Below are 16,219 nucleotides of genomic sequence, written 5' to 3' on the forward strand. Positions count from 1 at the left end.
CACACAAGGGAACTGGCAAAACGTCTATCGGGAGGATCCGATGGACAAAACGGCCCGAGGAACCAGATAAAACGTCCATCGGAAGGGAGCCGATGGACAAAACGACCCAAGGAACCAGGAAAAATGTCTATCGCAAAGGTTACGATGGACAAAACCACATAGAGAACCAGGAAAAATGTCTTCCAAAGAGATTCCTAGGATTACTCATAATAAGTCCAATTACGTACCCCTACCGTCTTGAAATGTCTCTCTAGAATTCTGCTTATTCTTTTCTTAGACTTAACCACCATACACCATTCGTGGACAACCTTGGTCGTTATTTTCAGATTAGGAAAGAGGATCTTAATCTCCTTCACATTACGTAAAACAGCAGATTCAACTATCTCTTTGCATCCACAATCATTACACGCAACATTCTTTCCCAAGGCAGTGATCATAAATGAACCACAATCTCTGCAAGTAATCCCCTTCTTCAGTTGCTCATAGTCATATGGCGGTACCTTTATAAATGAGGAGCCCCTTTGATGTAACGAAACTAGTTTTTCAGCTAGCTGTTTATTCTGGTTGGTTAATTTCGACGTAGTTGCATTTAATTCTTCCATTAATGTGTCTAACTGTGTTGGATAAATGATAGGTTCGTTAAGAGGAGCTTGGTATAAGGTAAACCGGGGGTTAATAAAAACAACTTTTCCCTCAATAGATACATTATATCCGTGCTTTTGGAGTAATTGGCGGAATAAGGACTTGCTGCGCTTCAACTGATAGAGCGGATTCTTTATTTCCTTTTCAGCGAGCGTTTCAAAGACACCGTCGCGAAAACAATAATCGCCTTCGGAATTTTTTACATCAAAAAGGCTAATTTTCTTTTGAAAAATGATCGTGGTATCTAATTGGAACGTTGTGTCATTAACCTTCAACACCAAATCATTTAAAATATAACACTCACTCTGAATCTTCTCTGTTAACAAATCAAACTGAACTTCACCCGCATAGCCTTTTTCTTGGTATAAATAATACCGTTTCTCCTCGGGTGATAGATTCATTCGGTTGTGTAGAATTCGTAGTTTGATTAATTCAACTGGGACTGTTCGGGCTTTAAAAGGCATTTCCCACTTCCTCTCTCACTTTCAAATCTCCATATTTATCATACAAAAATTAACAGTCGAAATGCGTGAATACTTTGTTAATCTTTTCTCGAACTTATTGCAATCGTTTTCAATTGCCGAAAATTTTAAACCTTCGTTTCCAAAGATATTAAACTCTTCCTTTTTTTAAATTTGTTAAAGTTAGGAACAGATAAACCAATATAGATAGGAGGTTAAAAGCTTGCAAGAGTTAATAAATACCCAAAAAGAAACCGCTTTAAAAATTCCGTCCGAAAAAAAAGCAGTATCGAAATTGAAAAGCAAAATCGATTATATCATCAAAAACTACCATCTTTATTTACTTATCGCACCAGCTGTTATTCTAACTATCATATTTAAATATATCCCTATGTATGGAGCCGTCATTGCCTTTAAAGATTTTAGTACGATCAAAGGGATATTAGGAAGCGATTGGGTGGGAGTAGAAAATTTCACTAAATTCTTATCCTCACCTAATTTCACTGACATATTTATGAATACACTTAAACTTAGTTTTTGGGGCTTAATCATAGGTTTTCCAGTCCCAATCATTCTTGCATTAATGCTTAATCAACTGCGCAGGGCAGCTGTTAAAAAGAATATTCAACTTGTGCTCTATGCACCAAACTTTATATCGGTAGTAGTAATCGTAGGTATGGTGTTCATTTTCCTATCACCAACAGGTCCCATCAATCAACTTGTTAGTTTCATAACTGGAAAGCCACTTATGTTTATGTCAAACCCAGATTACTTCCGGTCGATCTATATCATCTCTGGTATTTGGCAGGCTGCAGGCTGGTCATCAATTATCTATGTTGCCGCTTTAGCCAATGTGGACCCTGAATTGCACAATGCAGCAACAATTGATGGAGCAAACATTCTTCAAAGAATGATTCATATCGATTTACCGACACTGAAGCCATTAATGGCCGTGACCTTTATTTTGGCGGCGGGAGGGATTATGTCGATTGGCTTTGAAAAGGCCTATTTAATGCAAACCTCAATGAATTTACCTTCATCAGAAATCCTGCCTACTTATGTATATAAGGTAGGGTTGCAATCAGGTGATTATGCGTATTCGACAGCGGTTGGCCTATTTAACTCAGTCATTAACGTCATTCTATTATTTGTTGTAAATAAAATCGTGAAGAAATTAAACGAAGGAGAAGGTTTATATTAACGAAAAAGGAGTCTTGATATGAATATTAAGCACACCCGCATAGACCGAATCATATTAGGCTTTAATAATATCTTTCTATGCATTGCTGTATTAGTCGTGTTAGTGCCCTTGGTTTATGTCGTCCTAGCCTCATTCATGGATCCAACGGTTCTATTAAATAAAGGAATTTCATTCAATTTTTCAGAATGGAGTTTTAAAGGGTATCAGCTGATTTTAACCAATGATGCAATGGTGCGCGGCTTTATCAATTCGATTCTTTACTCGGTAGGATTCGCGATTATCACTGTTGTAGTCTGTATTTTCGCGGCCTATCCGTTATCGGTAAATGGTTTTGTCGGGAAAAACTTCTTCATGACCCTATTTATGATCACCATGTTTTTCGGAGGCGGGCTTATTCCCACTTACCTAGTTGTAAAAGACCTCGGGATGTTAAACACCCCTTGGGCGATTTTGATCCCCGGAGCCGTTAATGTTTGGAATATTATCTTGGCAAGGACTTATTTCAAAGGGATTCCGTATGAATTGCATGAAGCAGCTAAGGTTGATGGAGCATCTGACCTATTAATCTTCTTTAAAATCGTTTTGCCGCTTTCCAAACCAATTATCTTCGTTTTGGCGATGTATGCGTTTGTTGGTCAATGGAACTCGTACTTTGATGCAATGATTTATCTCGAAGATCCAAATTTACACCCATTACAATTAGTGCTGAGATCGATCTTGATTCAAAATCAAACCGGTCCTGGAATGATTAGTGACCAGCAAGCAATGGCTGAACTTAAAAAGCTCTCAGAAATGATTAAATACTCATCGATTGTCATTTCCAGTCTGCCGCTAATGGTTATGTATCCATTCTTCCAAAAATATTTTGAAAAAGGTGTCATGGTGGGCTCATTGAAATAATGAGCCAATTTAATAGATTTACTTGTAAATGCTTACACACAACATTTAGGAGGATAAGTATATGAAAAATGTGAAAAAAGTTATGGCTGCCTCGCTTGCTACGATTTTACTAGTTTCAGGTTGTAGTAACAGCGGCAAAAGTGAAACAGCATCGTCTAAAGAATACAAACTAAAGGATGTAACATTTCCATTAAAGGAAAAAGTAACATTGAATTTTATGACGCAAAGCTCGCCATTAGCGCCTGCTGACCCAAATAAAAAATTAATATATAAGCGTTTAGAAGAACAGTCTGGTGTTCATATTAAGTGGAAAAACTACACTTCAGATGCTTTTATTGAAAAAAGAAACCTGGCAGTGGCGAGCGGTGATTTGCCGGATGCAATCTTAGATGCTGGTTTTAATGACCATGATCTATTAAAGCTAGCAAAAGATGGGGCGATTATTCCAGTTGAAGATTTAATAGAGAAGTACATGCCTAACTTACAAAAGGTCCTTGAGGCTGCACCTGAATATAAAGCGATGATGACGGCTCCGGATGGACATATTTATTCATTCCCATGGATTGAGGAGTTAGGTTCGGGGAAAGAGAGTATTCACTCCGTCGATGATTTCCCATGGATTAATGTGGAATGGTTAAACAAATTAGGGTTAAAAATGCCGACAACAACTGAAGAATTAAAGCAAGTATTAATTGCTTTTAAAACAAAAGATCCAAATGGTAACGGAAAAGCGGATGAAATCCCAATGTCGTTTATTGGTAAGCAAGCAGGCGGAGAAGACTTAGCGTTCTTATTTGGTTCATTTGGCCTTGGGGAAAACTGGGACCATACGGTTGTAAGCAATGATGGGAAAGTCACATTTACTGCCTCAGACAAAGGCTATAAGGAAGGAATTAAATTCCTCAATGAGTTATATAAAGAAGGCCTAATCGATGTGGAAGCGTTTGAACAAGATTGGAATACGTATTTAGCAAAAGGCAAAGATAATCGCTATGGGTTATATTTCACTTGGGATAAAGCCAATATTACGGGAATGAATGACAAATATGACCTAATGAAGCCGCTGGCTGGTCCTGATGGTCATGTGAATGTAGCCAGAACCAATGGTATGGGCTTTGATCGAGGTCGAATGGTCATTACAAGTGCTGATAAAAATATTGAATTGACGGCAAAATGGATCGATCAATTATATGAACCAAAACAATCTGTTCAAGATAACTGGGGAACGTATGGTGATAAAACCCAGCAAAACATCTTTGAATTGGACGAAGCGGCAGGAATGCTCAAACATTTACCATTAGAAGGTGCTGCACCAGTTGAATTAAGACAAAAAACAAATGTCGGCGGGCCATTAGCGATTTTAGATGAGTATTATGGAAAAGTTACCACCAAACCAGATGATGCGGCATGGAGATTAGGGCTAATGAAGGATGTTATGGTACCGCATATGACTGCCGAAAATATTTATCCAAGAGTATTCTTCTCATTAGAGGATAGCGACAAGCTTACTACCATTGAAACAGATATGTTTGCTTTTGTGATGAGAAAACGTGCGGAATGGGTTCAAAATGGCAAAGTGGAAAAAGAGTGGGATGGATATGTGAAAGAATTAGACCGCTTAGGTTTACAAGATTGGCTAAAAATCAAACAAGCAGGATATGATCGGGCAACAAAATAATAGATTAAAAGATTTGGCTGAGGCTGTACAATGCAAGCATTCGTACAGCCTTCTTCCAATGTAAAATAACAAGGGAGTGAAACCAAATGACACAACGATATCAAGAAATGCATCGGCCGCAATTTCATTTTTCCCCTGAGGAAAAATGGATGAACGACCCGAACGGAATGGTTTTTTTTAATGATGAATATCACCTTTTTTACCAGTACCATCCCTTTGGTACAACTTGGGGACCCATGCACTGGGGCCATGCCGTTAGTAAAGATTTAATTCATTGGGAACAGCTGCCCATCGCACTTTATCCAGATGAGCATGGAGCCATTTTCTCAGGTAGTGCAGTCGTTGATTGGAATAACACATCAGGTTTTTTCCAGGATGAACCAGGGTTAGTCGCAATTTATACAAGTGCCGATACCTATCCGGACTCTGACCGGCCGCGTCAGCGTCAAAGTCTCGCCTATAGTGACGACAATGGCAGAACATGGACGAAATACGAAGGAAATCCAGTCCTGTCTGATGTCAACATAACCGATTACCGTGATCCAAAAGTATTTTGGCATGAAGAAACGAATAAATGGGTGATGGTTTTAGCAACGGGGCAAACCGTAACCATCTATACATCTGCTAACCTAAAAGAATGGAAGTTTGCTAGTGAATTTGGCCATCAGGCTGGTTCACATGACGGCGTTTGGGAATGTCCCGACCTGTTTCGTTTGCCAGTAGATGGTGATGAAGACAAGCAAAAGTGGGTCATGTTTGTCAGCATTGGTGATAACCCGGAATTTAAAGAAGGGTCAAGAACCCAGTATTTTATTGGTGATTTCGATGGTACCACATTCGTAAATGATAATTACGATGAAACGGTCCTCTGGTTAGATTATGGGCGGGATAATTATGCTGGTGTCAGTTGGTCAGATATCCCTTCAAACGATGGCAGAAGAATTTATATTGGCTGGATGAGTAATTGGCGCTATGCAAACCAAGTACCAACGGAAGAATGGCGCAGTGCGATGACATTACCTCGCACATTATCGTTAAGAGCGAGTGACGATGGGGTACGCTTAGTTCAAAAAGTGGTTTCAGAAATTGATTCGATTCGAAAAGATTCTAAAGTTTATCAAGATCTAACAATTGAATCAAATAATCCTATTATTTTTCATATGATGAGTTCATTATTGGAAGTAAATCTAGAGTTTGAAAAACAAGCGTCTAATTCATTTGGTCTTGTATTACAAGGTTCTGAAGACGAAAAGACAGTGATTCGGTATGATGCCGAAAAGGAACTAGTAGCAGTTGACAGAGCCAGCGCGGGCGACAATGTTTTTTCAGCATCATTCCCAGCCGTCCAAGAAGCTTCAGTTAAATTGGAGAATAACAGACTCAATCTTCAAATCATGATCGATACTTCATCGGTAGAGGTGCTGGTCAATGATGGTAAAGTTGCTTTGACTAGCTTAATCTTTCCTAATCAACCATATGAGCAGCTTGTTTTATTTTCAGAGGAAGGAAACACCTCGGTATCCTCATTGAAATTAACAGAACTAGAATCCATTTGGGGGAAGTAATTTCATTATTAAACCAAGCTCTAATCGTATATATCTGGTTAGAGTTTTGTTTTTGCAGGAAGAATGATTTTAAAAGAAAGGAAGTGTGAGAGGAAATGAAGACCAGTACATCCGTCATTTGTATCGGTGAATTATTAATCGATTTTTTCTGCACAGATGTAGACATCGATTTAGTTTCGGGACAAAATTTTGAAAAACAGGCAGGGGGAGCGCCTGCCAATGTGTGTGCAACGATTGTGAAACTAGGGGGCAGTGCCCTCTTCAGTGGGAAAGTTGGCAATGATCCGTTTGGGTATTATTTAAAAAATACATTAGACGAAGTGAATATCGATACCTCGATGGTGATCCTCGATGACGAGCATCCAACCACGCTGGCATTTGTTTCATTAAAAGCAAATGGCGAAAGAGATTTTGTGTTCAATCGCGGGGCCGATGCCTTTTTAACGAAGAATGATCTTGATAAAAATAGAATGATGGAAGCTGGTATTCTTCACTTCGGATCGGCCACTGCTTTATTAACGGATCCATTTCAATCGACCTATTTGAACGTCATGAAAGAAGCAAGAGAAAAAGGCAAATTTATCTCATTTGATCCTAACTACCGAATCGACTTATGGAAAGGTAGAAAGAACGATTTTGTGGACTTGTCAAAAAAAGGAATATCTATAGCAGATTTTGTTAAAGTCAGTGATGAGGAATTAATGATAATTTCTGGGATGAACGATATAAGGGAGGGCATCGCTGCCCTTCACCAAATAGGTGCCTCCGTCGTCGCCGTTACATTAGGAAAAGAAGGAACGATGATTTCTACTGGGAAAAATATTGAAATTGTTCCAAGTATAAAAGTCGAATCGATTGATTCTACTGGAGCTGGTGATGCCTTCGTAGGGGCAACTCTTTACCAATTGTCAAACAAAGCAGAACCGAGACAAGTTTTACAAGACTTCGAACAGGTAAAGAAAATCATTTCCTTTAGTAATAAAGTGGGTGCAATGGTTTGTACGAAAGTAGGCGCCATTGCTGCTTTACCATCCCAAGAAGAGGTTCACCAATTTTAAATGAGCTAGAGTCTGCCCTTCCTTTCTAGAGAAGGGCTTTTTGCGTATCCATTATTCCATCTGTCGATAAATACCTGGTGGTAAGAAATTACAGAAAAATATCACCTTAAGACCTTATGAAACAGGGGTATATATGTTAGAATAGAGGAATTAAAAAGGGGCTACTGGCCCTTTTTTTGCGTGGAATAGGATGTCCTATCTAAATGGAGAGCTAGAAATATCTAAATTGAAATGTAATTAAACAAAAGAATGATTTTTTACTGTAATCGCTTTCAAAATTAGAAAGCTTTGATTGTTTACTAAATAGTTTTTTGTTATGTTAATGATAATACTATTTTTATAATTTTGAAGGTAGAAAAAGTTTAGCAGAAAAGGGAGAAACCACAATGAGGACCCAACACATACACTTTAAATATAATTGGATGCTCATCTTTTGTTTAATCATGCTATCAGAACTAGCAGCGATTATTTTTCCGAGCATAAAAATAATCAAGTTTGCTTCCCTTTTCATATTAATCGGGATCCTTCCTTTTGTTATTTTTTCTTTAAAAGAAATGAAGAGAAAGGAAGACGAGCTTCGATTAAGTAAACTAAAATTAAAAAATATATTTGATACGCTAGATATAGCGATTTGGTCACATGATTTAAAGTCAGACTCCCTATTAATCACACCTGGGATAGAGAAGTTATATGGGTATTCGTACATCGACTTTTATAAAGACCTTAATCTATGGAAAAAAGTCATTTATCCCGATGACTTAGAAATCTTAGATGCAAGAGCCCAAAAACTAGCCAAAGGTGAAACGGTTACAAATGAATATCGGATTATTCGTCCTGATGGCGAAGTCCGCTGGATTCAGGATCGCGGGTTTCCTACGCTCGACAATAAAGGAAAATTTGTAGATTTCAATAGTGTATTGTTTGATATCACTGACCGTAAAGAAAGTGAAGACCGGTATCGTAGTTTAGTAGAAATGACGCCGGATATTATCGCGGTTGTTAGCCGGGAAAAAGTTGAATATATTAACGAGGCTGGCTGGAAGCTGGTTGGAGCAGAAAGTCCGGATGAAGTTATTGGTCAATCTGCCTTGAAATTCGCATCATCAAACATTATTAACTCGATTAGAGCAAATTTTGAGAAGCCGAACCACAACCGGATCAGGTTTGAATTCCAGGTGAAACGGCTCGATGGAGAACCCATTGATGTGGAAATGGCTGCAAATTATATCTTTTATGAAGGCAGGTCGGCTATACAAGTTGTTGGAAGAGATATCACGGAGAGAAAGAAAGCAGAGAAAACGATTCAATATATGGCCTTTTTTGATTCATTGACAGGCTTGCCTAATCGAAATCAATTTAGGAATCATCTAAATGAAGTATTAACGAAACAAGTGGACAAAATGCTTGCTGTTTTATTTATAGATTTAGACCGTTTTAAGATTATTAATGATACAAAGGGGCATACCGTCGGTGATTTTATTCTGAAAAAGGTTGCCAATCGCTTAGCAGACACCGTGAGCAGTGAAGGGATTGTTTCAAGGCAGGGCGGGGATGAGTTTATTATTTTACTAGACGACACTGATAAAGAAAATGCGACTCGTGTTGCTCAGCAAATCCTCACTGAATTTTCAAACCCGTTAGAAGTGAATAATCAAGAGTTTTTTGTTACTCCAAGTATCGGCATAAGTCTTTATCCGCTGGATGGGATGGATGTTGAAACCTTAATTAAGAATGCAGACACTGCGATGTACCAAGCCAAAGAACGAGGAAAGAATAACTTTCGGTTCTATTCCTCAAATCTGAATGGAATATCTGTTCGGAAAATGGAGTTGGAAAATGGGCTTCGAAAAGCGCTGGAAAAGAATCAATTGATGCTCCATTATCAACCGCAAGTATCATTGACAACCGGAGAATTGGTAGGAATAGAAGCGTTAATTCGTTGGCAGCATCCTGAACATGGTCTGATCCCACCATCTGAATTTATCCCGCTGGCAGAGGAAACTGGTTTGATTGTTCCAATCGGAAAATGGGTTCTCAGGGAAGCCTGCAAGCAACGTAAAATCTGGGAGTCGTTTGGGTTTCACAACTTTCCTATCGCTGTGAATGTTTCGGTCCGTCAATTTGAGGATGATCATCTTATTGACTATATTTCGGAATTATTGAATGAAATCGGTCTTGCTGGCTGCCAGCTAGAGTTAGAAATAACGGAGAGTATTATGCAAAATCTAGAGAATTCAATCATCATATTAAATCAATTAAAGGACTTAGGGGTACTACTTTCTATTGACGATTTTGGAACGGGCTATTCTTCATTAAGTTATTTAAAACATCTACCGATTGATAAAATTAAGATTGATAAATCATTTGTGGATGATATTATTTATCATTCCAACCAAGGAATTATGGTTAAGACGATTATTGATATGGGAATAAATTTAAACTTTGCAGTTATTGCAGAGGGAATTGAAACTGATGAACAGCTTCACTTCTTGAAGGAAAATGAATGTAAGATTGGTCAGGGCTATTTCTTTAGCAAGCCCATCTCCTCGGAGCAGATGGATGAGTATCTGTTAACTACACAAGGAAAGTTTAGTGGTATCCCCATTTAATTGGGATACCACTTTTTTATAAGATAAGAAATTATTAATTTCGACTTTGAGAATTGTCTAGCTCCAGCGCCCTAACGGCTAGTGTCCTTCGCTCTCCGCCCTATGATAAGTCAANNGCTCCAGGCCATACGCCGCTGACCAGGGCGCTTGCGCTTGTCTTAATGCCCCCATTTCATAGACACCCTTAAGGTGCAGCAGCTAGCAGGGGCGGTTGGGTCCGGATGAGAGGTGAGTTCGAAAATAACTCCAGAGGGAGTGAATTGGGTTTCGACATGTACTTTTAATCCAACTGTCCTAATTAAACGATCAACCTCCGCTTTTTTTCCTTGCTGGGCGGCACTCATCACTTTTCGAGCGAAGTCAAGGTCACCTAAACGGTCCAACAACCTACTCCCTTGCTCCATCAATAGTCGAAACGACTTGACAGAGCTCTCAAATATCTTTACATCAACTGGCGGATAACTTCTTGGATGTGGTTGAAACGGGCTTTGGGGCGTATAGGCAGGCGATGGAGGATAGACGGGATATTGATATGGGTAGTAGTAATACATGGTAACGCTCCTTCCATATTTAAAACACAAGCCAAAATAAGATATGTTATTTTAAGGTCTTTGGTTACTATTACAATCAGCGTAAAGACCACCTCTGGCGTAGAGATTCTTGAACTGGTTAATACTAATGCATCTTTTTCGATATTCGAAAGATTTTCATCATAAAAAAAGAAATTGTGGTATTCTTTGAATGGGAGGGAATCGACTACATGCTGCAAAAGTTAAATAAACAACTAGAAAGAATTATGCCATTAATTACTCCGGTTGGAGTATTAACAGGAGTCATTTTCAGTGTCCATCTAAGGGACTTTTCATACTTAATTCCGTGGATTTTTGCCTTTATGACCTTCGCGGGGAGTTTAGGCTCCAACTTCCGTTCATTAAAAGAAGTGATCGTTCGTCCGTTTCCTATTTTAATAGCGATGTTCATCCTCCATATTCTGATGCCAATATGGGCATGGAGTGTTGGCCATGTCGTCTTTCCTGGTGATATTTATACAATTACCGGCCTTGTTTTAGGAATGGCAATCCCAACAGGAGTGACAAGCTTTATGTGGGTGGCAATCTACAAAGGGAATATTCCGTTGGTCTTATCGATTATTTTAATTGATACCTTGCTTTCGCCAATTATCGTTCCATATTCATTATCCCTATTTTTAGGTGAAAAAATTGAAATGGATTTTATTAATATCATGAAGGGACTTCTAGAAATGGTTGTTATCCCTTCACTGGTTGGTATGTATTTAAACCAAGCGACAAAGGGGAAAATTAAAGACCAATTAGGGACACGCCTTGCTCCTTTTTCGAAACTTAGCCTTGGAATTGTCGTCATGCTTAATGGAGCGGTTGTGGCGCCATACTTAAAAAATATTAATCTTAAATTGGTTAGCATTACCTTGGTCGTCTTTTTAATTGCATTGACTGGGTATTTGTTTTCATTTTTAATTGGAAAGCTTGTCAAAGGTGGACGGGACAATATCATTTCATTGACGTTCGCTGGAGGAATGAGAAATATTAGTGCGGGAGCGGTTATTGCTGTTTCCTTTTTTCCTGCGGCGGTTGCTGTTCCTGTCGTGGTCGGGATGCTGTTTCAGCAAGTACTTGCTTCGTTAAATGGTCATTTTCTAAATAAATACTATGATAAAAAAGTTGAAATGAAGGATTCTGTTGCCTTATAAAAGAAATAAAATCCCCTTGCCCAAAACTGTGGCAAAGGGATTTTTTCTATTTAAATGGATTCGATAGCAATATGTTTAAATTTTGAGACATGGAAAAGTCCCTGGTCTGTAAGTTTTAGTTCTGGAATGACTGGAAGAGCTAGAAATGATAAGGTTAAGAATGGGTTGAAATTATTATTTGCTCCTAATTTATTAAGAGCAAGATTTATTTCATGAAGACTAGAATAAACCTCTTGATAAGGGCGATCTGACATTAACCCTGCAATGGAAAGTTCTAATGCGGCAATGACTTCTCCATGGTTGACAACCACTAGACCACCTTGCATATCTTTGATGGCATTTGCGGCGATAACCATGTCATCATCAGTCGTTCCAGCCATTATTAGATTATGAGAATCGTGGGCAATCGTTGTGGCAATCGCTCCTGATTTTAACCCTAAACCTTTGACAATGCCTAAACCAATTTGTTTTCTCAAATGATGGCGCTCAATTACAGCCAATTTTAATTGGTCATCTTTAATCGAGACTTGAAAATTTCCGCTTTTATTTGTCTCGACCTTTTCAATAATATGGCGTGTGATCAGACTATTTGGGATAATTTCAATAATATTCGCATTGGCTGTTTTTAGAGGAATCTGAAAATGGTTTTCCGTAAGATTTTCGTAACGAACAGAGCTTCTTAAGCGCTCTGTTTCCGTCACGGCAGGTTCTTGAAATTCAATCACTAATTTTTTATCCTCGACAATAGCCGCCCCATCTTTATAAACCTCGGTAATGTTAATTGTCTTCAAGTCATCAAACAGGATAAAATCCGCTTTGTATCCGGGGGCAATTGCTCCCTTATCCTCGAGACCAAAACATTCAGCGGCATTAATTGTGGCCATTTGAATGGCAGTAATGGCAGGGAGACCTGAGGCAATCGCCAGTCTCACATTGTGATCGATGCTCCCATCGTGGATTAGGTCATCTAAATGTTTATCATCTGTAACAAATAAACATCTTCTAGCATTGCGCTCATTAACAACGGGAATCAGTTGTAGTAAGTCCTTCGCAACTGTACCTTCGCGAATCATTAAGTACATCCCTCTCCTGAGACGCTCTTTTGCTTCCTCAGCTGTTGTGCTTTCATGATCGGTACGGATTCCAGCAGACATATATACATTTAAATCTTTGGCAGATAAACCGGCGGCATGGCCGTCAACTTTTTTACCAGCGCACTTTGCTGTTAGGATTTTTTCAACCATGTCATCTTCGGCATTTAGAACCGCGGGGAAATTCATGACTTCTGCTAGTCCTAAGACACGCGGCTGTTGATAAAAAGGTTTAAGATCTTGGGCATTAAGAGTAGCACCTGAATTTTCAAATTCAGTCGCTGGTACACTTGAAGGAAGCATAAAGTAAAAGTCAAACGGCAGGTTTTCAGAGGAATCCAGCATATATTGTATCCCATCAGCACCTAGTACGTTGGCAATTTCATGAGGGTCACAAATAGCCGTTGTTACCCCATGCGGAAGCAAGACCTTTGCAAATTCAGTTGGTGTCACCATTGAGGATTCAATATGAACATGGCCCTCGATAAAGGCAGGGGAGATATATCGGCCGTTTGCATCGATTACCTGATGCCCCTCATATTCTCCAATCCCCGCAAAATATCCATCAACAATCGCAAGATCTCCTTCAATAATTTCGCCATTAAAAACGTCGATAATTTTACCATTTTTAATCACAGTATCCGCAGGTTCTCTTTTAGCCGCTACAGAGATTCGTTTCTTTAATTGGTTTCCATCCATAGGACAACATCCTTTTTTGTTAAATTAATACTCCGTTTTATCTTTTACATTCTCCCAAGTTCTAAACGGTATGTCGCCATCTGGTGGAAAAAGCTTTTTCATCGGTATTTTTCGTTGCTCTTCTGGAAGCGAGAGCTGTTCATAGATAAATTGGTCATCGAAGCCTATCTTTGCTGCATCTTGTTTGGTGCAGGCATAATAAACAGCCTTGGGGCGAGCCCAATAAATCGCACCGATACACATCGGGCAAGGTTCACAGCTGGTATAAATTTCACAGTCGGTAAGCTGGAAGTTATTTAAGTTCCTGCAGGCATCGCGAATGGCTTGCACTTCCGCGTGTGCCGTTGGATCGTTTGTGCTGGTAACTTCATTTCTGCCGATACCAATAATTTTCCCATCCTTAACGACGACCGCTCCAAAAGGACCGCCGTGTTTTGTCAGAACATTATTTAATGCGAGTTCAATCGCCTTTTCCATAAAGTGTCCCTCTTTCATACAACCGCTCCTTCTATTTTTCAATTAATCTATTTAGTTGTCGTCAACTTGTGATTCATTCCTGCTTGATGAGTAGTAAGATTCACACCATGATTTAACTTAAAATACATTATTCTACAATGGACTCACAATTTCTCCATTGTTGTAAGACTTTCTGACAAAATATTTTGAGCCAATTTCCATGTAAGATTATATGACATTCTCGTAGATACTATTTCCCCTTTTGGATATCATAGTGAAAAAAGATGACATAAGGACGGGCATAATTGTTCGTCTACGATTTGTGCATCACCCCTTATTAGAAAATTGGCAAAGACATGGGTGTATTTTGGGAGGTCTATCAATATATATAGTGTTAGATAACTAGGAAGGAATAGGGGGGCATGGATGGAAGGGATTCATGAAATTTTAACTGCTTTATCCTCTGATACTTCTCTTAGAGGTGATGTCCTCGCTACCATCATTCACGTGGAAGGATCCGCGTATCAGAAAGAGGGCACGTCCATGTTGTTTCGGGGAGACGGGACACGGGTGGGGATGTTAAGTGCAGGCTGTCTTGAAACCGATTTATCCCATCGAGTTCAAGCAGCTAGGAATGAGGGTACTGCACGAACCGTTCGTTATGATATGCGGGAAGAGGACGACTTATCTTGGGGACATGGGGCAGGCTGCAACGGGGTCATTCACGTGCTTCTCGAACCTGTCGATGTGTTTTTACGTGACCAGCTTAGGAAGTTAAAGTTCCATTTGGATAATGGAAATCGGGTCACGATGATTAAAAAATTGACAAATGAGTTTGCTGTTTCTGATTATTTATTTTTATCAGATGATCTGCATCATTTTGGAAAATGGCATGGACCTGTTTCAAGGGAGTTAAAAAGTCTAATAAACAATCTTCATCAAGCCTTCCCGAAAAGCGGGATGAGATTTTTAACGGAATTATCAGCTACTGTTTATCTTCATTCTTTTGAACCGAAACCTCGATTAATCGTTTTCGGAGCGGGGGAGGATGCTGTGCCGTTGGTAAAGTTCGCTTCACATGCTGGCTTCAAAGTGATTATTGCGGATTGGCGCTCGGCAGTGTGCACTAAAGTGAACTTTCCAGATGCTGACCACTTGTTGGTCGGTTATCCTCGTGAAACGATCCCATTACTTGATTTGACCCGTTTCGATTCAGTCTTAATCTTTACTGACCAATTTCAACTGGATAAGGAGCTTGTGAATCAGTTGAAAAATCTGGAATTAAGTTATTTAGGCCTGCTTGGGCCATCATCATGGGCACAACTCCTGCTTGATGGGGAGAAAAGTCCAGTTCATATCAGCTGTCCTGCAGGTCTGCCAATTGGTGCTGAGGGTCCTGAGGAGATTGCCATCAGTATTGTTGCAGAATTAATTCAACGGCAGCGAAAAGAAAATGACCAAAAGGTGGTTTCAGTTGAACGGAAATGATGGAGTCATTGCAATCTATCTTGCAGCAGGTCTGAGCAGGCGGATGGGGATGAATAAACTTGAACTCCCATGGGGCGAGAAGACCATTGGTAATTCAGTTCTGGAAAAAGCGGTAAAGTCGGACTTAACTTGTACCATTGTGGTTACAAGGAGGAGTGATCGACTAGGCTGGATAGATGGTGCCCTTTTTCAACCTCCCCTCCGAGAAAAGTGGAAATCTGTCGTTTGCCCAGAGGCAGAAAAGGGTCAGGCTCATTCCTTGCATTGGGGATTACATGCAGCTATGGAAATGGGTCCGAAGGGGATTATGGTCCTTCTTGCCGATCAGCCCCTCCTCCCCTTAAGGACCATTAATCAATTGATTTTTCAATATCTCGAGTGTCGGCGGGAAAATATCAATATTCTGTTTCTGGCCGCAAGTTTTCAAGGGATTCCGAGACCGCCGATTATTTTTTCGCCACAGGCGGTACCTGAATTATTGAAACTAGAAGGGGATGAAGGGGCACGCCAGCTTTTCAAACAGGCGAAATTAAACGGTAAACTGGTTGATTATGAAAATGGTTGGGACTTTTATGATGTTGATACGAAAGAGGAGTATGAAATTCTAAAAGGGGGCGGCCACGAGTGGTGAATGACCAGAAT

General features: G+C 39.6%; 13 protein-coding genes. 9 read left to right on the top strand and 4 right to left on the bottom strand.

The features are described 5' to 3' along the window. Window positions 1-200: 200 nt before the first annotated feature. Window positions 201-1,106 carry a nuclease-related domain-containing protein gene (locus V7121_RS11160; RefSeq protein WP_335546577.1) on the bottom strand — a complete coding sequence of 302 codons (906 nt, stop codon included), beginning with the start codon at window positions 1,104-1,106 and terminating at the stop codon, window positions 201-203. A 262-nt stretch (window positions 1,107-1,368) separates the two neighbouring features. On the opposite strand from V7121_RS11160, the gene V7121_RS11165 reads away from it, so the two are divergent. The 6 genes from V7121_RS11165 (at window position 1,369) to V7121_RS11190 (ending at window position 10,114) form a co-directional block, all read left to right on the top strand. Next, the gene (locus tag V7121_RS11165) at window positions 1,369-2,304 is read left to right on the top strand and encodes an ABC transporter permease (protein WP_335546624.1); all 936 of its coding nucleotides are present in this window, start codon (window positions 1,369-1,371) and stop codon (window positions 2,302-2,304) included. Between the two features lie 18 nt (window positions 2,305-2,322). Next, a complete protein-coding gene (locus tag V7121_RS11170; RefSeq protein WP_335538283.1) occupies window positions 2,323-3,204 on the top strand; it encodes a carbohydrate ABC transporter permease in 882 nt (293 codons plus the stop codon). A 61-nt stretch (window positions 3,205-3,265) separates the two neighbouring features. After that, window positions 3,266-4,882: an ABC transporter substrate-binding protein gene (locus tag V7121_RS11175; protein WP_335502801.1), complete on the top strand. Its 1,617-nt coding sequence runs from the start codon at window positions 3,266-3,268 to the stop codon at window positions 4,880-4,882. An 86-nt stretch (window positions 4,883-4,968) separates the two neighbouring features. Continuing rightward, a complete protein-coding gene (locus V7121_RS11180; RefSeq protein ID WP_335546579.1) occupies window positions 4,969-6,447 on the top strand; it encodes a glycoside hydrolase family 32 protein in 1,479 nt (492 codons plus the stop codon). Between the two features lie 95 nt (window positions 6,448-6,542). Next, entirely contained in the window at window positions 6,543-7,505 is a 963-nt protein-coding gene (locus V7121_RS11185) for a carbohydrate kinase family protein (RefSeq protein ID WP_335546580.1), read from the top strand. Between the two features lie 386 nt (window positions 7,506-7,891). Beyond that, window positions 7,892-10,114, top strand: coding sequence for a sensor domain-containing protein (locus V7121_RS11190; protein ID WP_335502808.1), 2,223 nt, complete (start codon window positions 7,892-7,894; stop codon window positions 10,112-10,114). 158 nt (window positions 10,115-10,272) lie between these two features. On the opposite strand, the gene V7121_RS11195 is transcribed toward V7121_RS11190, so the two are convergent. Next, on the bottom strand, window positions 10,273-10,665 hold the full coding sequence (locus tag V7121_RS11195) for a hypothetical protein (protein ID WP_335546583.1): 393 nt from the start codon (window positions 10,663-10,665) through the stop codon (window positions 10,273-10,275). 209 nt (window positions 10,666-10,874) lie between these two features. On the opposite strand from V7121_RS11195, the gene V7121_RS11200 reads away from it, so the two are divergent. Further along, window positions 10,875-11,843 carry a bile acid:sodium symporter family protein gene (locus V7121_RS11200; RefSeq protein WP_335546585.1) on the top strand — a complete coding sequence of 323 codons (969 nt, stop codon included), beginning with the start codon at window positions 10,875-10,877 and terminating at the stop codon, window positions 11,841-11,843. A 50-nt stretch (window positions 11,844-11,893) separates the two neighbouring features. Here V7121_RS11200 and ade read toward each other — a convergent pair whose 3' ends face one another. Together ade and V7121_RS11210 are read right to left on the bottom strand one after the other, a co-directional pair. Then, window positions 11,894-13,633, bottom strand: a complete 1,740-nt coding sequence (gene ade, locus V7121_RS11205) for an adenine deaminase (protein ID WP_335546587.1) — start codon at window positions 13,631-13,633, stop codon at window positions 11,894-11,896. Window positions 13,634-13,657: 24 nt separating this feature from the next. After that, entirely contained in the window at window positions 13,658-14,128 is a 471-nt protein-coding gene (locus tag V7121_RS11210) for a nucleoside deaminase (protein ID WP_335502944.1), read from the bottom strand. A gap of 387 nt (window positions 14,129-14,515) precedes the next feature. Between V7121_RS11210 and V7121_RS11215 the strand changes: the two genes are divergently transcribed. Both V7121_RS11215 and V7121_RS11220 read left to right on the top strand, forming a co-directional pair. Continuing rightward, entirely contained in the window at window positions 14,516-15,577 is a 1,062-nt protein-coding gene (locus V7121_RS11215) for an XdhC family protein (protein WP_335546589.1), read from the top strand. After that, complete coding sequence (locus tag V7121_RS11220) at window positions 15,564-16,208, top strand: NTP transferase domain-containing protein (protein WP_335546590.1); 645 nt, start codon at window positions 15,564-15,566, stop codon at window positions 16,206-16,208. The genes V7121_RS11215 and V7121_RS11220 overlap by 14 nt, the downstream gene beginning before the upstream one ends. Window positions 16,209-16,219: the final 11 nt, after the last annotated feature.

Origin of the sequence: Neobacillus drentensis (assembly GCF_036962125.1) — a bacterium.
Lineage (GTDB): Bacteria > Bacillota > Bacilli > Bacillales > Cytobacillaceae > Neobacillus > Neobacillus drentensis_B.

Coding starts and splice junctions, on each gene's coding strand:
- V7121_RS11160 (WP_335546577.1), bottom strand. CDS start 1,106: ATGCCTTTTAAAGCCCGAACAGTCCCAGTTGAATTAATCAAACTACGA.
- V7121_RS11170 (WP_335538283.1), top strand. CDS start 2,323: ATGAATATTAAGCACACCCGCATAGACCGAATCATATTAGGCTTTAAT.
- V7121_RS11175 (WP_335502801.1), top strand. CDS start 3,266: ATGAAAAATGTGAAAAAAGTTATGGCTGCCTCGCTTGCTACGATTTTA.
- V7121_RS11180 (WP_335546579.1), top strand. CDS start 4,969: ATGACACAACGATATCAAGAAATGCATCGGCCGCAATTTCATTTTTCC.
- V7121_RS11185 (WP_335546580.1), top strand. CDS start 6,543: ATGAAGACCAGTACATCCGTCATTTGTATCGGTGAATTATTAATCGAT.
- V7121_RS11190 (WP_335502808.1), top strand. CDS start 7,892: ATGAGGACCCAACACATACACTTTAAATATAATTGGATGCTCATCTTT.
- V7121_RS11195 (WP_335546583.1), bottom strand. CDS start 10,665: ATGTATTACTACTACCCATATCAATATCCCGTCTATCCTCCATCGCCT.
- V7121_RS11200 (WP_335546585.1), top strand. CDS start 10,875: ATGCTGCAAAAGTTAAATAAACAACTAGAAAGAATTATGCCATTAATT.
- ade (WP_335546587.1), bottom strand. CDS start 13,633: ATGGATGGAAACCAATTAAAGAAACGAATCTCTGTAGCGGCTAAAAGA.
- V7121_RS11210 (WP_335502944.1), bottom strand. CDS start 14,128: ATGAAAGAGGGACACTTTATGGAAAAGGCGATTGAACTCGCATTAAAT.
- V7121_RS11215 (WP_335546589.1), top strand. CDS start 14,516: ATGGAAGGGATTCATGAAATTTTAACTGCTTTATCCTCTGATACTTCT.